Below are 19,211 nucleotides of genomic sequence, written 5' to 3'. Positions count from 1 at the left end.
ACAAGAAAAAGTTGACAGCACAAGTAAAGGTACAGGAGTAATTGATTATAGTTTTAACTTAAAGGAACATGATAATCCGATAGGCGTAAAACAGATACGGGAAAATGCAGAGATTCGAGATAAACGTGTAAAAGTAGAAAAAGCATGGAATGAACTAGTAGCAAGTGGAGGAGGAAGAGTAAGAGAACAAGAAGGAGGAGAAATATCAGAACGACGTGCAAATGCTGAAAAGGCATGGGATGAGTTAGTAAAAAGCGGCGTAGTAACAGAAAAAAAAGATAATAGTTCTAATGAAAACTCTTAAAACCTTAAAGATATTTATTATAGTTTGTATAGCGTCTGTAAGCTTAGCTAGCTTTGCCGGCTTTGGAGAATCATGTTCTAGTTTACCGACTACTGCAGATGGGTATTTAGAAACGGACACGGCATATGGCTATATAATTCGTAATATTGATATGAAAGATCCGAGAGGTAATTGTAACTCAGTTGCGTCTAGTATAACGTTTTGTTTTAAAAATGTAGAAGGTAGTAGTAGTCCTTGCACCATGTATACTTTAAATGAAGGTGACTCTAAAAAGATTAGTGATTTAAGTACCGATAATAATCCTGATCTTGGAGCAAATCCTGTATTAAAGAATATCGTTTTAACGGTTAAAAAATGGGATAATGATCTATGTTTAGTTATGCCTACGTCAAGGGGACCGATGCCGGTAGCATGTAAATCTTTGAGTGCTACACCGACTCCACCTCCTCCTGAGGATGAGAATTGTAATATAGGAAAAAGTTGCTATACGGGAGCAAATTATAGTCAATCGTTAATTAATTTTTCCGGTCTTGCAGTTCAGTGTTTGAGCGCAACGCTTAATAAAATATTTTTTGCTGGAAAGAGTTGTAGTGCTCAAGATCAAAATTCTAGAATAACTAATCTTGCTGCTTTTTCTACGTTTCAAGGTTATTTAAAGAGAATGATAGGTGCGGCATTAATTCTTTATACTATGTTTTTTGCCTTTAATATGGCTCTAAATACAGAATATGCAAGTACTGAAAAAATAGCTCTTTTTGTAATAAAATTCTTATTTGTTGCTTATTTTTCTATCGGTCTTGGACCTTTAGATTTTAGCGGCGGTCAGCCGACAAAAGAAAACGGTATGTTAAAATATGGATTACCTATTTTGATAGGAGCAGCACCGGACTTTGCACAGATGATCTTTAATGCCGCAGGTTCTAGAGGATTATGTCAATTTGATAATTCAAAGTATAAGGACGGTTATAAATTTTACGGTTTATGGGACGCGATTGATTGCCGTATAGGTTATTATCTTGGCTTGGATTTACTTTATAATATAGATAAGAATGGAGTGTTAGGGAATGTGGTCGGCAATGGTCCCCGTGGTAATAATACACCTATACCTAATTTTGATCCTGAAGGCAAAAATGACAGACCGAAGGATTTAAGTAAAGCAGGAGCACTTAGATTTTTTACCGTTATGTTTGGATTCTTTATGGCCGGAAACATTATTATACTTGCAGCAGGTTTAGTATTTTCTGTAATATTTTTATCTATACTTTTATATTTTATTACGCATTATTTAGTTTGCATGATTACTATTTACGTTATGACATATATTTCTCCTATATTCATTCCTATGGCTCTATTTACTCGTACAAAAGCTTATTTTGACGGGTGGCTAAAAGTATGTATTTCATGTGCATTGCAGCCGGCAGTAGTAGCAGGTTTTATAGCTTTATTAATAACTATGTATGATTCCGCAATATTTAAAAATTGTGAATTCCTTAGATATGATTATGAAAAAGGGGATATTAGATTTAGTACTTTTGAGTTAAGGCTTCCTGTTGGCGGGGCAGATCAATGTCAGGAAAGTTTTGGATATAAAATGTTAGAATATTATGCAGGTAAAGGTTGGGAAGAGCATTTATTGATACTTTTTCCAATAAAATCAATTGTTAGAGATGTTGTATCTATTTTAGCAGAACTTTTATGCGTATTAGTATTTTCGGTTATTTTTTATTACTTCTCTAAATCTATAGGGCGATTTGTTTCTGATTTAACTAATGGTCCTAATATGGATGCAGTAACGGCAAGTCCCACTAAAATCGTTGGTTTAGTAAAGAAAGGAGCAGCTTTCCTTAAGGATGCTGCTATGGCTTCGCAAGGTAAGCCGCTGGTAGGAGATAAGCCAGGTGTTAGAGGTAAGCGTAAAGAGGGAGAGCAGCAAGACGGGGATTTAGCAAGCGGTTCGGGTGGAGGTAAATGATAGAATATGCAGGGTAACTTATTAAAAGTTTTAGGAGTACTTGCTATAGTAGCAACGTTAGTTTGCTTTATTTTTGCAGCACTTGGTATGATAGGAGCAGTAAAAGTCGGTAACAGCTGCTACATGAGATATGAGTCGGACGGTCAAGGAGGGGCGGATTCAATAACCGGTACTATAACCCTTAATGCTAATGCTAATTATGTATACACTGCTAAGATGTTGTCCGACGGCACGACTCTGCTTATTCCTGATCCTACTCGTTACGGTGAATGGCTAAATACTCAGGTGCTAGTAGAAAACAGCCAACCGGTGAATTTACAAGTGGTCGGTCAGGTTAGTTTGTGTTTAGCTTATATACCGAAAGATAATTTACAACGTACAGGGGCTGGATCTAATTTAGACGATAACGGTCAAATGATCCCGATTCCTCGTATTAACGATACAAATAATCCACCTGTCTCTCTAATAATGGATGCAAAAAATAATGAATGGCGTAATATTGCCGAATTATACGCCAATGATAGAGTTTTAGTTTCCGTATCTCCTAATTTTGCCAATACGGATGCGACAGTTAAAGATGCTTTTAAAGGTGCTGAAGTTACGAAAGATTGTTCAGAGAATCAAACTACTTATAATCCAATTTGTGGAAAATATTCTATTTATTCAGGTGAGTATGTCAATGCTTGCGAGTTAAAAGAGAAGTATTGGAATTGTCAAGTCACATGGAGGTGCCCTACCTGGTATGAGAGCATAGGTTGCGACTGGGGATTATTAGGCTGTAGTCCTTATTGTAATAAGATACCAGAATGTACAAACAAATGTATGGCTTGGGTTAATATAACGAGACCAGCACCAGAAAACTATCTAGATGATGAGAGTTTTACATTTTCGTGGTCTGACAACACAGGTAAATTATTTATCGACTATTCAGCCCTTCAATGTTCTTATAATGCTAATATTCCTCCAGTTGATCAATGCCCTGATATGATTGGCAACCGTAGTCCAAAAGATAAAGATTATATTGGAGGTGTACATTGTACTTCGGGCATATGTAGCGATGGAGATTTTCAAAAGAATCGGAGATTTTGGTATACGGCGGACGGTAAAGGAGGCAAAGGACCAACTGGATTAATATATCAAATGAATGATGCGGGTTCTATAAGTCAAGCTCTGCCTTCTAAGCTAGAATTTGCTAAATTTGTTGCAGATACAGATCAACCGTCTGACTATAAAGATAAAGATGGTAAATATTTATATAAAGTTATATATAATATACCTTTTAACAGTAATATTGCAAAAAGTTATTTACAATATAGGCTGTGGTCTCCTACCTCACAAGATAGTAGTAAGAATACGGGAGGATACGTTTTAAATATTAAACAGACTAAATGCTATAGAGAAAACGGTAATAGTTTTAACGATACTTTTGATGATCGAGGACGAGTGCAATACATAATAGTAAAGCCTTCAGAAAACCCGAATACTAGCGGTAAAACCTATTCACCTCAAGGAATCAGCGTTGATAGTGAAGGTAAATATAGCTTTAACGCAAATGAGGCGGGTTATATATGGATGAAAATTCTAAATGATCCTGGTAATAATTTAAGGGACTATAAAGATAGTGAAGGTAGCTATAAAGTACATTTCTCAACATCCTTAAAAGTAGGAAGTTTTACTATTAAAGTAATGAATCCGTTACTTCAGTTATTTAAAACTAAAGTGCAAGGGGCTGCTACTTCTATTTTTAAAAATATGGTATGTTATAAAGCTAATGATAGTTCGTCCTGTACTAACTTTTTTACCTATATTAAAGCAATTTTAATTCTGTATGTGATGACTTACGGAGCAATGTTTTTGCTTGGTTTTGCTAAGATAAACCAAAAAGAGCTAGTAATTAGAATAGCAAAAATCGGGGTAGTTAGCGGACTTATGAACGGTAATACCTTTGAATTTTTCAATAACTATCTTTTTGATGCAATTACCAATTTTTCAGACTCAATTATTGCTAATATGAGTGGATATAGTTTATTTACTTCTACTAATACTATTTCTAATCCTTTCATGTTTTTAGATGCAGTAATGAGTAAAATATTTTTTAGTCAAACCTTTATCGCTCAATTACTTGCGCTTCTTTCTCTTGGGCTTAGCGGTATTATATATTTTATAATTACTTTTATTGCGGTTGGTATAGTAATTATTACGGCGTTTAGAGCTGTTGCCGTTTATATTATGGCATTTATGGCAACTTGTATATTAATCGGTATAGCCCCTTTATTTATTAGTTTCTTATTATTTGATTTTACTAGGTATTTATTTGATAATTGGGTGAGGTTTACGATCCGCTATATGATAGAACCGGTAGTTATGATGGCAGGTATTATAGTGCTAACACAACTATTTACCATTTATCTGGATTTTGTTTTAGGTTATAGCGTGTGTTGGAAATGTGCTTTACCGATAAAAATTCCGTTTATCGGTACTATTTTACCTATTGCCTTGCTGAATGTACCTATCTTCTGTATTAATTGGTTTGCCCCTTGGGGAATGGATTATATGTCGGGTATGATGGGAGTAAATATGCAAAATATCGTAGCTCTAGTTATTATTGCTTACGGTATGTACGGTTATGTCGAATTTTCAGGACGTATGGTAGTAAAATTAACTAATGCTGTTGGGCCTTCGGCTACTGAAATTGGTGGTAAAATGTCTCATGATGCAGGACAAAAAGCATTAAGTTCAATAGGAATGGATGATAAAACAAGACAAGGTATTACCGGTAGAGCGGAAGCACGATTAAAACAACGCAATAAGACATTAGATCAGGCTGAGACAAATAGGAAAAATACGCCAAAAGAAGGGGGCGAGAAGACAAATGAAGAATCACCTAAACCTGAAACACCGAAATAGAGGGTGAATCGAAAATCGTCATTGCGAGGAAATTATGAAATAATTGACAAAGCAATTTCAGGAGTTATTTCATGAGATTGCCGCGCAGCCATACAGCTGCTCGCAATGACAGGTTTACTATTTAATACTATGGACAAGCCACGGTATCACGTGTTGGATAACAATTTAAAATTATGAAAATTCTTAAGAGTTTAGTTTTATTAGTTTTGTTTATGGCGATGCCAGCTAAAGCCGATGATGCTTTTTCATGGATGTCAACCAGTTTTGGCGGGTTAAAAAGCTTATTCGGTTGTTTAGAAGTGCCTGAATTTACAAGTTTTCAAGAGGGTAATATAGGAATTAGTTTATCTACAGCCGGAATTTGGCAATCAACAGGTAATACTGTTCAGAAAGGTAAATTGTTAAAAATAAATTGGTCTACTTCAGGTATTACTCCTGAACCTAGAAAATATCTAGTATTATATAGAATTGATCCAAGGTTTAGTATGCCGCAAGTTTTCATTAAAACTTATAATTATTCTAAATTACAATTTGAAGCTTTAGGATTTCCTCGTTTTGTTACGGACAATAACAGTGAAACACCGGGGACTATACCGCCTGATAAAGACCTTGATGCACTTTCATTTACTAAAATGTCTGATTTTGTTAAATATTTTAACTATTCTAACGGTAATTCGAGAATTGAAGTTAAGGCCGGCGATGTAGTAAATATTAGTTTAGTTGGTAAAGATAATTTTTTTAGCCCTAATACTCTAAAACTTCCTAATACCGTAGATAATATTTTAACACAGGAACTTGATAGCTCGATATTCGCTGCTTCTGCACTTTATACTCAAAGTAACCTTGGAGATTTTGATAATAGAATAATTTACTCTTCTGCAGAGCAGGTGTGTAATATGATAGATGAGGAAAGAAAAAGTGTATGTAGCGGCACGGGTACTGCTACAAAGTATAAAAATACCGATAATGGAGTAATAGTCGGTAAGCCTATGATAACGGGAGCGGTACAGTATTTCATGGGCTTAATTAAGGCTTGTCCTGCTAATGCCGGTATAAATACTAGCCCTGCTTGCTATTACGATCAAGGTAGAGGGATGATAATTAAAGTAGGCGGGCAGATTATTAAGGGAAGAGATCAGAGTTTTGTAAATTCAGGCAGTACTCAAAGTAGCTTTATATATTATCAAGCCACTAGTGGTGGTACTATGGATTTTACTAGCGATTGGCAAGTTAGTAACATGTTTAGTAATTCAGTTTTAATGAGTGATTGGAGCCAAAATTTTTCAAATTATGCTAGTTTTGTAGATTATATAAATAAGAATGATTGGTCAGCTAATTTTTTATATTTTGGTTGTTATTCGATGATTGTTGAAATAGGTCATGGGGCAAATTCAATTAATCCTGATGATCAACAAAATATAAAGTTAGAATATTTAATAACGTCTGATGGTACATTACCTGATCCATCTGTTCGTGGTACGCCGGTAGATTATAACTTTGCGACTGATGCCCCGCAAGATGGATATTTATGGTTAAGGGTGGTAAATCCTAATAGTAATATACAAGGGGTAGTTAGTGTAAATTATGCTAATTATACCGGTACAACTTGGTTTTCTGATATAATATATAACGGTGCTATTAAACCTATTACCGATCAGTTTAGAACTTTTAGTCAAAACTTTTATATTAAGTTAGTTAAAAATTCTGCAGTGCAGAATTTAGCTAAAGCTGCATTAACCCTTTATGTTACTATATTTGGGCTAATGTTCGTTACAGGAGCATTAAAATTAACTGCCGTAGAAGTAATAACACGTATATGCAAAATAGCTATAGTAGCTTTTTTAATTAGAGAAGAAAGTTGGAGCTTCTTTAATACATACTTCTTTAGTGCATTTACTGACGGTATTGATTTCTTTGTAACTAACGTAGTAGGTGCTACAAGCTCTAGATCTAATATTTTTGGTTTTATTGATCCTATATTTGATAAATATACTAACGGTAGGATTTGGGGATTACTATTTATTGAATTATTACAAATACATAATGGTTTAGCATTTATCGCTATTATAACCATTTATTCACTTATTACTTATTTTAGAGCTATTTTAGAAGTTATAATAGGTTATGTTATTGCATTCATAGGGGTAACTGTTATGATTTCATTGGCACCGTTTTTTATAATATTAATGTTATTTGAAAAAACTAAAAGTTTATTTGATAATTGGATATCGATATTGCTTAGCTATGTAGTGCAGCCGACAATATTATTGGTTTTCTTTTTATTGATAGATCAGGTTTTATCTGAGCAGCTTTTAAAAGTGGTAGTTAGAGCCTGTTGGGATACTCTTATACCAATAAAAATAGGGCTTGATTTAACAAATCTTGGTATTCCGATTAATTTCTCTTTTACATTACCGTTCTTACCCGGAATACCTTTCTATGTACCGGATGTTCCAGAAATTAGTAGCTCGAATATTCTAACGAACAATGCTAATACTTTCTTAGTATTATTTACTACGGCTTTATTATTTTATTCATATTGCTTGATGTCATATAGTTTAGTAACTTTTGTAAATATAGTAGTTGGAATGCTTACAAATGTTACACCGGCACGAATATCAGGAAATTATCAAGAACGTTCTGATCCTGTGGGAGCCGTTATGCATGATATAGCTTCAGTAACAAAACCGATTAAAAAGGCTGCAATGGCTCCGGCTAGAGTTTTCAAAGACAAGATCATTGATCAAAATTATAAAGCTAGAAAACCGGAAGTAGGTGGTGAATTTACAAATAAATTTCTTGCTGAGCGTAATGATGTGAAGAAAGAGGAAGGAGAGAAGAAAGAATAATTGTAAATATTTTCACCGTCATTGCGAGGAAATTGCATAGCAATTGACAAAGCAATCTCAGGAATTTAGTACTGCTTCATGAGATTGCCACGCTCCCTATGGTCGCTCGCAATTACATTGAAATTAAGACATATGGAAATAACACATAATAAATGAACAAAAATATTTTTATTACATTATTAATATCGCTATTGTTGCTTTCCGGTTGTACCGGCGATACTTGTATTGACCCTGATGATTTCGGTTTTATCAAATTCAATGTCTCTGCTAGATATGATCCGGAAGAAATTACTTCAAGACAGGAAGGTAATCAGGTAGCACCATGGCGTGATAGTGCTTATAAAGTAAACGGCTATCCTTTAACCATTATGGTAAGACCGTGGAGTTATATACTTGGCGATAAAAATACTTCAGGTCAGTTATCTGCATGGTGTCCATGGTATGGTCAAAAAAATAACACAACTACTTTGGCTGCTTTTTGCGTTAAGCTACAACCGTGTACTTTTTGGGATAATACTAGACTTGATATGTGTACTCCTAATCCCGCAAATCAAAATGATGCAATGATTAGTAATGCTCCATGTATAATGACAAACGGTGTCGGGCTTTATTTTCTTATTGCCGCTAAAAATACCGATCCCAATATTTCACCGGACTCACAGCGTAAACCGCAAGGTATAACTCAGCATTTAGGAGAGGAGCTTACTTCGGGCTATGAATTTTATAGTACTAGTAGTACAGGACAATTCTTGGAAGCCGGTGGTATAAATTATCAATATAAAGGTGAAGATAAGTCAAAATATGCTCAATCTCCTCTTTATTTTAAGATTATAGATAAATTTTATAATGATAATAGCGGGCAATATAGATTAGTAATAAAGTCCGGAGTTACTGATACTAGACCCGATCCGCTACAATTTTTAACGGATTTAATAAAAGGAGTATTATTTGGTAAGGATGGGATTATAAAGAAAACTTATCAACAAATAATTGATACGTCGGGTTATAGGATGAGTGTCTCGGCTATTTTAACTCTATATATAATGTTTACAGGCTTTTCCTTTTTAATAGGTAATATAAACCTTACTCATGTCGAACTTATAGTTAGAATATTAAAAGTTAGTATAGTCTCAATATTATTAAGTACGGATAAAGCTTGGACATTTTTTCATGATTATTTATTCGTATTTTTTATTGATGGGGTTCAGCAAATACTGCAAATAATTAATGAAGCTTCGGCTACCGGTCCCGGTTCTCAAAGCTTGCTTGGGTTACTTATTGCTCCTCAAACTTTATCTAAATTATTTTCTTTACTATTTGTTGATTGGCTTGGTTTTATATATATCATTCTATATTTAATAGCCTTATATTTTATTTTCTTGCTTATATTTAAAGCCACTATTATCTATCTCACCGCTCTTATAACTATCGGTATGATTATAATTATGGGACCGATATTTATTTGTTTCATGTTGTTTAATATAACTCGTTCGTTATTTGAGAATTGGTTAAGACAATTAATATCATATGCATTACAGCCTATAATTTTATTTACCGGTATCGCTTTTATTTCAATGATCATCAGAACCGAAATATATTCAACGCTTGGTTTTGCAGTATGTAAACATGATTTTCCTAATTTAGGTCCGATAAATGAAATATTCGGTAGCTTCCTTGAGGATATAGATCCAAGCCTGGGTCATTCAATATTTTATTGGTGGTTCCCAGTACCGATGAAAGGTGGTATAAATAATTTCCACAAAGCAAATATATTAGTTCCTAAAGATCATATAATAGTAGATGATTCTTGTAAGAATGACCCTGATAAATGTAAGCATTGTGCTGCGTATGAGTGTATAGATGAACGCTATATTGAATTACCATTTTTAGATTTAGTTAAAGATGCAAAAAGAATTAGTAATTTTATAAATGGGAAATTTGTCCAACTTGACGGGATATTACTAATTTTTGTGTCTATTTATTTGCTAAGTAAATTTAACGATACTGCTATATCGACGGCACAATTTATTGCCGGTACTTCAGGTAATTTAACAGAAATACAAAAAGTTAATCAGGAATCTTACGAATCTGCAGCGAAACAAATGAATAGACCGCTAAATTATGTGGCTAAGACGGTAAGTGCACCTGTAACTAGCCGTGTAAGTGCAGGGAAAGAGCAAGCTCGTATGTTTTTTGCCGAGAAATTTGAAAATATGATGATGGGAAGGCTTGAAAAGCAAGCTCTTGGTTCTTCAGCAAATAAAACCGTACAAAATGAGGTTAAGAGAAAATACGGTATAGATTCTAAAGATGTAAAAATGAATGCTATTACGGATTATGAAAACGGTATTGCAGGATTATTAAAGCATTTACCTAAGGGGAATGAATTAAAAGCAAAAGAACTATCGCAAATGAAGTTTACTCAGCTTCGAGATAAAATTGCTGCAAATAAATATGGAGTGAAAGATTACGCTGCTTTAAGTAAAGAACAAAAAGCTGAGCTTGATAAGTCATTAAAAGATGCTAACTTACGTGAACTCGCTAGCGATGCAAACTTTACTAGAGATTATCAAGATGCTTATAAAAATGTTCACCAAGAAATGTCCGGGCGAGGTGTTGGTCTGTTCGGTAAGAATATAGGAGTGCTTAGAAGTTGGCAAGAGATAGAGCATCGTATTGATACAAAACGTAAATTAAAAGAAGAAAAGCGTGTAGGTATAGGCGAAAAAATATATGCAGGTTATACAGGAATAAAAAGAGGAGCTTTAACTGCAATAGTCGGTAAAGATTTACGTGATGCTTATGAGGGTAATCTAACCAGTGCCGAATGGCATGATTTTGAATATAACGATCCAAGGCTTAGAACTTATAGCGAAAAATTAAAAGATGATGAAAAAGCACGAGAACATGAAGAGCTCCAAATGCATATTAATAAGGAGGCGCTAGCTGCTCAAGCAGATATATTATCACCGGAATATCTAGCAAGACTAGAAAAAGCAGGTAGACATAGTGATGTGGAATATTATCAAGAATTAGCTCAAAGAAAGCTTATTCATGAGGTGCATGGTAGGTTATTTGAGGAAGGTGAACCGGTAATGATGGGCGACAGATTTATGCGTGAGAAAGCTACTGATTCTCAGATGCGCGATATGATAGATAACGCTCATAGAAAACATGCAGAATTTATAGATGGAGATCGATATATTCGTCGCCAAGAGCATTATGATATTATGCACGAGAAAGCCCAGGAAAATTTAGAGCAAACTTATAAAGAGCTTAAAGATCATTTCAAAAGAGATGATATCAAGATCGAAGAAATACCGGCATTAATAGCACAAAAAGTTAAAGATACCGCCGAGGGAGCTGAAATAGACCAAAAGATTACGGAAGAGCTTAATAACTTTAATGCTGATGTTAAAAATTATGAATATAGTACTGAAGTATTAAATAAAATAGAGGATAGAAAGCAAGCCATTACCGATGAAGTCAATGCTCAGATCGATAAGATTAATAAATATAGAGAAAATGCCAAAATGCAAACCTATTTAAAGCCTATAGTAAACGAGGGTAGAAAGCTAAGAAAATTAGAAGATCATTTAAGAAATATGAAGTTAGAATAACTAATAATTGTTTTTTTAAACAATTATAGTATATAGAATATGTAAAAACAAACATATTGATGAACGATCAAACTAAAAATGGTTCTGAAGAACTCAAGTATTTATCATCAGATTAAAGCTTAAAACCGCAAAAAGTTGGGAAGAACTATTTACAGAACTAAGCTCAAATCCTACTAATGATTTTTTTCTGAAGGAAGAGAAGCTTCTCCACCGCAAGAACGAAATTGGAAATTATTTAAATGATTGATATATAGCTCTTATGTAATTCCTGCGAAAGCAGGAATCCAGAAAAATAACTTCAATATTGATACAGAAGTTACATATTTGATAAAATAAGCATATAAAAAACAAGTTTTTTATGCTTTACTGGATTCTCGTTTCCGCGGGAATGACATTAAAGGGTCTTTTTCGAACTACGCAACAATGCCTACACGGAATTCGAATATACACTGTTGCGTTATGTTGCGTTAATAGCATTTAAGAAATGCCCGCTAAAAACAATAATTAGTTTTCCCTTTATTAATTAACTTATATACTATCTAATTAAGTTAGTGATTAATTTATTAAGGGGTTTATGAAGAAGCAACATATAATAAACGAGACTTTTTTAGATGCCATTCTAGCTAAGAAATTAGGTACTACTTATACTCCTCCAAAAGAAATCAACGATCCTGATTGTGATGAAGCAGTAAAGCATTTCATCGATCTATTACTTAGAGCCGACGGCTTTAAGCCTGTTAAAACTGCAGTAGTTCATCCGATCGATAAAGAATCATTACTCGGTGCAGTTAGAGCGGCATAATTTAATGTAATAAAACCGGTCTTGATTGGTCCACAACATAAAATTGAATCAGTAGCAACAGTTAATAATGTCGATCTTGAGGATTATCAAGTAATTAATGTTGAGCATAGCCATGAAGCAGCAAAAAAAGCCATAGAGCTTGCGAAGAAAAGGGAAGTTGCGGCTATTATGCCAAGAGGGGGCGCTTCATACTGATAAGCTTATGTCTGCGGTAGTTTATAAGGAGAATGGACTACGTACTGAACGTCGTATAAGCCATGCTTTCTTAATGGCAGTTGCTACCTTGCCAAAACCGTTCATTATTACCGATGCTGCAATATTTCGTCCTACTCTAGAAGATAAGCGTGATATAGTGCAGAATGCTATTGATTTAATGCATATGATCAGAGAAGACAAGCAGGTTAGAGTTGCGGTATTATCGGTAGTTGAGACGGTAACTTCTGCAATCCCTACAATCCTTGATGCTGCTGCTTTATCGAAAATGATAGATAGAGGGCAAATTACGAATGCTATATTTGACGGACCGCTTGCGTTTGATTGCTATTTCTTTATTTGCTGCAGAAGCAAAAGGCATTAGCTCTTCAGTTTCAGAAAATGCTGATATATTAGTAGTACCTGATCTTGAATCAGGCAATTTGCTTGCAAAGCAGCTAAAATATTTGGGTCAAGCGGTTATGGCGGGTATCGTTCTTGGAGCCTGTGTGCCTATTATTTTAACAAGTAGAGCTGATCCTATGGATATGCGTATTATTTCCTGTGTACTTGCTTCATTTGTTTATAATCACACTAAGGCGAAGCTACATATCCAAGCAGGTAAATAATGAAAAATGTTATTTTAATAGCTAATGCTGGCTCATCTAGTTTGAAAATTTCTATTTTTGAAATTCAGAATAAAAAAGTTAAGGATAATATTTATAATATTTTTTTAGAAAATATTATTTCATATAAATAAAACACAGGCATTTGCTACCGACATTAAAGATGATGCTATTGAAATGATTATTGATCTTTTTGAAGATTGGTGGAAAAAACAAGAAAAGCTCAAGTTAATTGCAACCGATCGCCGTATTGTCCATGGCAGGAAAATTTTTAATAAACCGGTTATTGTTAATGAAAAAGTTAGTGAAGATTTAAGAGCATTAATACCTCTAAGCCTCTTGCATCAACCTTATAATTTGCAGGTACTGGCTTTATTTCTTCAAAAATATAAAGAAATCTCACATATAGCTTGTTTTGATACGTCGTTTCATTTTACCAATCCTCCTATTACAAAAGCTTTCGGTTTACCGAAAAAATATTATGATAAAGGGATAATTCGTTACGGTTTTCATGGGTTATCATATAAATATGTTAGCGGCCATTTTAACGAAATGACAAAGGAAGATTTACCTACAAAGACTATTATAGCTCATTTAGGACGCAGTAGTAGTCTATGTGCGCAGTAGTAGTCTATGTGCTATTAAAAAAACGGTCTTAGTTTAACAAGTTCCATGGGCTTTAGCGTACTTGACGGTGTTGGGTACAAGGACAGGTAACCTTGATCCTGGAGTAGTGTTATATCTTATCGATCATGAGCAAATGATTACGAAAGAAGTAACCGAGTTACTATATAAGAAATCAGGATTACTCGGTATGTCCAGTGAAAGCTCCGATATGCGTACTTTGTTTGCCAGTAACTCACCTGATGCTAAATTTGCTATAGATTTATTTGTGTATCGCATTGTACTTGCAATAGGTACGCTAACTGCTGCACTTGAGGGAGTTGATTGTCTAATTTTTACTGCCGGTGTTGGACAGAATTCCGCTGTAATACGAGAAATGATTACTGAAAAACTTTTATGGCTAGGCATTAAAATAGATGATACAAAAGACCAAAAAAATGAGCATCTAATAAGCGCTGAAAGCAGTAAGGTTAAAGTTTTCGCTGTGCCGACAAACGAAGAGCTAATCATCGCTGAGGAAGTGATGAAGTTTTTATAACACAAATTGGTTAATTTTTAATTACTTATACCTCTATTTTTCTTTATTAACTTTTTTTGAAATATATGCAACTATAGATATAGTTTTAACTTAAATTTTGGAGGAAGTTATGCCAGAAGATTTTTTGATAAAAAGAAAGCAGAAAAACAAATAAAGGATATTAAAAATAATAAGATAAATCCATATAATGATGCAATGAAGAAAGATTCTAGAAGTGGGTTGATGCAGAGGCAAGTTATAGCTAAAAACGTAGCAGGTTATAAGACAGTATTAAAAATAGAGCAGCAAGCAAAAGAAGCATGTATTAGTTTAGATAAAGATGCTATGAGATGCTTAGAGAAAATAACAAGTCCATTATATAGAAGCTGCTAAGAAAGCAGAATTTCAAAAATTTCAAAGTGATCAAGCTCATAAAACGCATCAACAAAAAGCTGAAGCATTTAGGAGTGGTACAACAGTTGCTGCTAAAAAACAAAGAAAAGAAGATTATAGGACAGGTGGGTGGGATAAATAATTAAATTATAATTTTATTGCGTTAATTGGTACTGTCTACTATTTTAAACGTATGTCTATACTTCATGCCACAATCTTAACCGTTTTTCCTGAAATGTTTCCTGGAACTCTAGGACATTCTTTAGCAGGACAAGCACTAAATAAAAATATTTGGTCATATGACGTTATTAATATTCGAGATTTCGGTTTAACTAAGCATAAAAATATTGATGATGAGGCTTATGGCGGTGGTAACGGGCTTATAATGCGTCCTGATGTTCTAGGCAGTAGCATAGATCATGCTCTTGCTTTAAATCCTAATGCTGAAATGTATTATCCTTCACCTCGCGGTAGAGTCTTTACCCAAAGCTTTGCTAAAGAGATGTTAAAAAATAAAAACCTCATATTCTTATGTGGACGTTACGAAGGGATTGACGAACGTGTAATTGAAGAGTATAATGTTAAAGAAATTAGTGTAGGCGACTACATTTTATCCGGCGGAGAAATACCTACCCTCACCATTCTCGATTGCTTAATTAGACTACTGCCAGGTGTTTTAATGAACCAAAATACCTTATCTTCTGAGTCTTTTGAAGAAGACGGGGAATTTAAGGGCGGGCTTGAATGCAGCCTATATACAAGACCTGAAATTTGGCGTGATCGAGCTGTACCGAGTGTTTTGTTATCCGGTAACCACAGGCTAATTAATGAATGGAAAAAAGAGCAATCACATATGATTACTAAATTACGCCGTCCGGAGTTACTTAAAGATTTATAGAGTTAAGGAGTTAAAAAATGAATATTATTGATCGCTTTGAACAGGAAAATATTTCAAAGCGTACTGCAAATAAAAAAATTCCTGATTTTGAAGCCGGCGATACAGTTAAGGTAACTGTTAAAATTATTGATAGATCGATTGAGAAAGACGGTAAGGAAAAATTAACGGAAAGATTTCAAGCTTATGAAGGTGTAGTTATCGCAAAAAGAAATCGCGGTATTACTTCATCTTTCTTAGTACGTAAAATTAGCCACGGTGAAGGAGTCGAAAGACGCTTTATGACTTACTCACCGATAGTACACTCTATTGATGTAGTAAAATACGGAGTAGTTCGTCGTGCTAAACTTTATTATTTAAGAAATAGAAGTGGTAAGTCGGCTAGAATTAAAGAGAGGCATATCCCTATTGCTAAAACTAAGGTAGCAAAAGCTTAAATATATTTGTATCTCTTATGTCATTACTGCGAAAGAGTGCATTGCTACGTGAATACTAAATACGTCATTGCAAGCAACCGTAGGCTGCATGGCAATCTTATGAAATAATAACAAACTCCTTAGATTGCTTCGTCAATTACTTCGTAATTTCCTCGCAATGACGTATGCCTCAAATCCCTAAAGTATCTCTATAAAGCTCAAGCATAGCGTCCTGCTCGGCAAGTTTATCCTTATCCAATTTCTTTAGTTTCAATATAGATTTCATAGCTTTAACATCAAATCCATGTGAAGAAGCATCTTGGAAGATATCTTTTACTTCTTGAGATAAATCAGCTTTTTCTTGCTCTAATCTTTCTATTTTGCTTATATATTGCTCTAATTGTTCTTTTACTACTACTTCTGACATAAAAAATCATTTAACCTTTTTGAATTTACTATATAATACAAATATAATCCTTATTCAACAAAATATATAATAATGCAAATTTATCCTTTAAGACTTTTACCTAATAAAATCGATTTTGATTTTATGAATTTTAAAAAAGTTAGTTACACTTTCTCAATTATTTTATCACTCATTAGCTTTATTTGGATCGGTATATATAAATTTAATTTCGGTATTGATTTTGCCGGCGGTATAATTATTGAAATAAGGCTTGATCAAGCTCCTGATTTGCCAAAAATGCGTGGGGTTCTAGGCAAGCTTGGAATAGGTGAGGTGGTCTTACAGAATTTCGGTAGTGAGCGTGATTTATCGATTAGATTTGGTAGTAGTAGTGAAGAAAATCTCATGAAAAATATTGAGTTAATTAAAGGATCTTTACAAAGTAATTTTCCGTATAAGTTTGAATATCGTAAGGTAGATTTTGTCGGTCCGCAAGTCGGTAGGCAGCTAATAGAAGCGGGGGCTATGGCGATGCTATTCTCTTTCTTAGCGATTATGGTTTATATTTGGGTGCGTTTTGAGTGGTATTTTGGTCTTGGTATACTTATCGCCTTAGTGCATGACGTAATACTCGCTCTTGGGTTTATGAGTATGACAAAGCTTGATTTTAACTTAAGTACTATTGCTGCAGTGTTAACTATTATAGGTTATTCCGTTAATGATTCGGTAGTAATATATGATAGGATTAGAGAAAATTTACGTAAATATCATAAAAAAAATATCACGGAAATTATAAATTTAAGTATTAATGAGACTTTATCAAGAACTATTTTAACTATCATTACCACGCTACTTGCCAATTTAGCCCTTATTCTTTTTGGCGGTGAGGCAATCCGTAGTTTTAGCGTACTTGTATTTTTTGGGATAATAGCCGGTACTTATTCCTCAATTTTTATCTCTGCTCCGATACTTACAATGTTTGTTAATAGGAAGTTTAATAAAAAAGTAATAGAAAGGTAAAGAATCGTCATTGCAAGCAGGCATTGTTGCTTGGGCCGGCTTCATTGTCATTGCGAGTGGCCGTAGCCTGCATGACAATCTCAGGATTTTGGCACGAGATTGCTTCGTCAAAATTATCAATTTTTCCTCGCAATGACGTTTTTAAGCCATAACGAGAATAGTTTATGCTAAAAGAAGAAGACAAAATTTTTACTAACCTGCATGGGCAGCAAAGCCATGATTTGAAATCTAGCAAGAAGCGAGGCGATTGGGAGAATACTAAAGCTTTGCTTGATAAAGGTAGAGATTTCATCGTTGAAGAGGTTAAGAAATCAGGGCTTAGAGGGCGAGGGGGTGCCGGATTTTCTACCGGTATGAAATGGTCATTTATGCCTAAAAATTTAGAGAAGTCTTGCTATTTAGTAGTAAATGCCGACGAGTCTGAGCCTGGCACTTGTAAGGATCGTGATATATTAAGGTTTGAGCCGCACAAATTAATAGAAGGTTGTTTGCTTGCAAGCTTTGCTATAGGAGCGAATAATTGTTATATCTATATTAGAGGTGAGTTTTATAATGAAGCCTCTAATATTCAGCGCGCCTTAGATGAAGCCTATAAAGAAGGGTTAATAGGAAAGAATGCTTGTGGTTCGGGCTTTGATTGTAATATTTATTTACATCGTGGGGCGGGTGCTTATATTTGTGGCGAAGAAACGGCATTGCTTGAAAGCTTAGAGGGCAAAAAAGGTATGCCTCGTTTAAAGCCGCCTTTTCCTGCCGGCTTTGGGTTATATGGCTGTCCGACTACTATAAATAATGTTGAGTCTATCGCGGTAGTGCCAACCATTTTAAGACGAGGAGCTAGCTGGTTTGCTGGTATAGGTAAACCTAACAATACGGGAACTAAGATTTTCTGCATATCAGGGCATGTTAACAAGCCTTGTAATGTTGAGGAAGCAATGGGCATTTCGTTAAAAGAATTGATTGAGAAATATGCGGGTGGTGTTCGTGGTGGATGGGATAATCTTAAAGCCATAATCCCGGGTGGTTCTTCCGTGCCTTTACTGCCTAAGTCATTATGTGAAGTGGATATGGATTTTGATAGTTTAAGAACAGCAGGTTCTGGACTTGGTACAGGCGGTATTATAGTTATGGATCAATCTACCGATATTATTTATGCAATAGCAAGGCTTAGTAAATTTTACATGCATGAATCTTGCGGGCAATGTACTCCTTGCCGTGAGGGTACGGGCTGGATGTGGCGAGTTATGATGCGGCTAGTTAAAGGTAATGTCAAAAAATCTGAGATAGACGAACTCCTGAACGTTACGAAAGAAATAGAGGGGCATACTATCTGTGCTTTAGGTGATGCGGCAGCTTGGCCGATTCAAGGGCTGATACGCCATTTTAGAAGCGAGATTGAGGCAAGGATAAAGAGTTATAGTGTGGTTTGACTTTTTATCGTCATTGCGAGGAGATATTGCCTGCGTGGATACTAGGCCGTCATTGCGAGCGAATGAAAGGAGAAAGGAGCGTGGTAATCTCATGAAATAATAACAAACTCCTGAGATTGCTTCGTCAATTACTTTGTAATTTTCTCGCAATGACGATTCCAATTTATAAATAATTAAGAGATTATGCAAACAGATAATACAAAATCAAACACTAATAAAACAGCTAAGCAAGAGAAAG

At 34.7% G+C, this 19,211-nt stretch carries 10 protein-coding genes and 3 pseudogenes; 12 read left to right on the top strand and 1 reads right to left on the bottom strand.

The window, feature by feature from the left end:
* The 10 genes and pseudogenes from TENJIKU01_RS04430 to rplS all read left to right on the top strand — a co-directional run.
* Nucleotides 1-304 (top strand): annotated as a pseudogene (locus TENJIKU01_RS04430) (hypothetical protein); the annotation flags it as partial.
* Entirely contained in the window at nucleotides 291-2,276 is a 1,986-nt protein-coding gene (locus TENJIKU01_RS04425; RefSeq protein WP_064429351.1) for a type IV secretion system protein, read from the top strand. The pseudogene TENJIKU01_RS04430 and the gene TENJIKU01_RS04425, both read left to right, overlap by 14 nt.
* Nucleotides 2,277-2,282: 6 nt before the next feature.
* Nucleotides 2,283-5,183 carry a type IV secretion system protein gene (locus TENJIKU01_RS04420; RefSeq protein WP_064429350.1) on the top strand — a complete coding sequence of 967 codons (2,901 nt, stop codon included), beginning with the start codon at nucleotides 2,283-2,285 and terminating at the stop codon, nucleotides 5,181-5,183.
* A gap of 173 nt (nucleotides 5,184-5,356) precedes the next feature.
* The gene (locus tag TENJIKU01_RS04415) at nucleotides 5,357-8,032 is read left to right on the top strand and encodes a type IV secretion system protein (protein ID WP_064429349.1); all 2,676 of its coding nucleotides are present in this window, start codon (nucleotides 5,357-5,359) and stop codon (nucleotides 8,030-8,032) included.
* Between the two features lie 152 nt (nucleotides 8,033-8,184).
* Nucleotides 8,185-11,652: a type IV secretion system protein gene (locus TENJIKU01_RS04410; RefSeq protein ID WP_064429348.1), complete on the top strand. Its 3,468-nt coding sequence runs from the start codon at nucleotides 8,185-8,187 to the stop codon at nucleotides 11,650-11,652.
* A 574-nt stretch (nucleotides 11,653-12,226) separates the two neighbouring features.
* A pseudogene (locus TENJIKU01_RS04405) lies at nucleotides 12,227-13,275 on the top strand (phosphate acetyltransferase).
* Nucleotides 13,275-14,434 (top strand): annotated as a pseudogene (locus tag TENJIKU01_RS04400) (acetate/propionate family kinase). The pseudogenes TENJIKU01_RS04405 and TENJIKU01_RS04400 overlap by 1 nt, the downstream one beginning before the upstream one ends.
* Nucleotides 14,435-14,629: 195 nt before the next feature.
* Nucleotides 14,630-14,806, top strand: a complete 177-nt coding sequence (locus TENJIKU01_RS08925) for a hypothetical protein (RefSeq protein ID WP_172795041.1) — start codon at nucleotides 14,630-14,632, stop codon at nucleotides 14,804-14,806.
* Between the two features lie 193 nt (nucleotides 14,807-14,999).
* Complete coding sequence (trmD, locus tag TENJIKU01_RS04390; protein WP_004996686.1) at nucleotides 15,000-15,704, top strand: tRNA (guanosine(37)-N1)-methyltransferase TrmD; 705 nt, start codon at nucleotides 15,000-15,002, stop codon at nucleotides 15,702-15,704.
* Nucleotides 15,705-15,721: 17 nt separating this feature from the next.
* On the top strand, nucleotides 15,722-16,138 hold the full coding sequence (gene rplS / locus TENJIKU01_RS04385; RefSeq protein ID WP_064429347.1) for a 50S ribosomal protein L19: 417 nt from the start codon (nucleotides 15,722-15,724) through the stop codon (nucleotides 16,136-16,138).
* Between the two features lie 169 nt (nucleotides 16,139-16,307).
* On the opposite strand, the gene TENJIKU01_RS04380 is transcribed toward rplS, so the two are convergent.
* On the bottom strand, nucleotides 16,308-16,544 hold the full coding sequence (locus TENJIKU01_RS04380) for a DUF2312 domain-containing protein (RefSeq protein ID WP_004996682.1): 237 nt from the start codon (nucleotides 16,542-16,544) through the stop codon (nucleotides 16,308-16,310).
* 72 nt (nucleotides 16,545-16,616) lie between these two features.
* Here TENJIKU01_RS04380 and secF point away from each other — a divergent pair, with 72 nt between their 5' ends.
* Complete coding sequence (gene secF / locus TENJIKU01_RS04375; RefSeq protein WP_064429346.1) at nucleotides 16,617-17,543, top strand: protein translocase subunit SecF; 927 nt, start codon at nucleotides 16,617-16,619, stop codon at nucleotides 17,541-17,543.
* Between the two features lie 164 nt (nucleotides 17,544-17,707).
* Nucleotides 17,708-18,973 (top strand): NADH-quinone oxidoreductase subunit NuoF, encoded by a 1,266-nt coding sequence (gene nuoF / locus TENJIKU01_RS04370; RefSeq protein ID WP_064429345.1) that lies wholly within the window; start codon nucleotides 17,708-17,710, stop codon nucleotides 18,971-18,973.
* Nucleotides 18,974-19,211: the final 238 nt, after the last annotated feature.

Source organism: Rickettsia sp. Tenjiku01, from assembly GCF_001653015.1.
Taxonomy (GTDB): Bacteria; Pseudomonadota; Alphaproteobacteria; order Rickettsiales; family Rickettsiaceae; genus Rickettsia; species Rickettsia rickettsii.
Note: the sequence above shows the minus strand (reverse complement) of the source record. Positions and strands in the feature narration are given on the sequence as shown.

Excerpts from the sequence above, each read along its gene's own strand:
- TENJIKU01_RS04425 (WP_064429351.1), top strand. The coding sequence starts at position 291 with ATGAAAACTCTTAAAACCTTAAAGATATTTATTATAGTTTGTATAGCG.
- TENJIKU01_RS04420 (WP_064429350.1), top strand. The coding sequence starts at position 2,283 with ATGCAGGGTAACTTATTAAAAGTTTTAGGAGTACTTGCTATAGTAGCA.
- TENJIKU01_RS04415 (WP_064429349.1), top strand. The coding sequence starts at position 5,357 with ATGAAAATTCTTAAGAGTTTAGTTTTATTAGTTTTGTTTATGGCGATG.
- TENJIKU01_RS04410 (WP_064429348.1), top strand. The coding sequence starts at position 8,185 with ATGAACAAAAATATTTTTATTACATTATTAATATCGCTATTGTTGCTT.
- TENJIKU01_RS08925 (WP_172795041.1), top strand. The coding sequence starts at position 14,630 with ATGAAGAAAGATTCTAGAAGTGGGTTGATGCAGAGGCAAGTTATAGCT.
- trmD (WP_004996686.1), top strand. The coding sequence starts at position 15,000 with ATGTCTATACTTCATGCCACAATCTTAACCGTTTTTCCTGAAATGTTT.
- rplS (WP_064429347.1), top strand. The coding sequence starts at position 15,722 with ATGAATATTATTGATCGCTTTGAACAGGAAAATATTTCAAAGCGTACT.
- TENJIKU01_RS04380 (WP_004996682.1), bottom strand. The coding sequence starts at position 16,544 with ATGTCAGAAGTAGTAGTAAAAGAACAATTAGAGCAATATATAAGCAAA.
- secF (WP_064429346.1), top strand. The coding sequence starts at position 16,617 with ATGCAAATTTATCCTTTAAGACTTTTACCTAATAAAATCGATTTTGAT.
- nuoF (WP_064429345.1), top strand. The coding sequence starts at position 17,708 with ATGCTAAAAGAAGAAGACAAAATTTTTACTAACCTGCATGGGCAGCAA.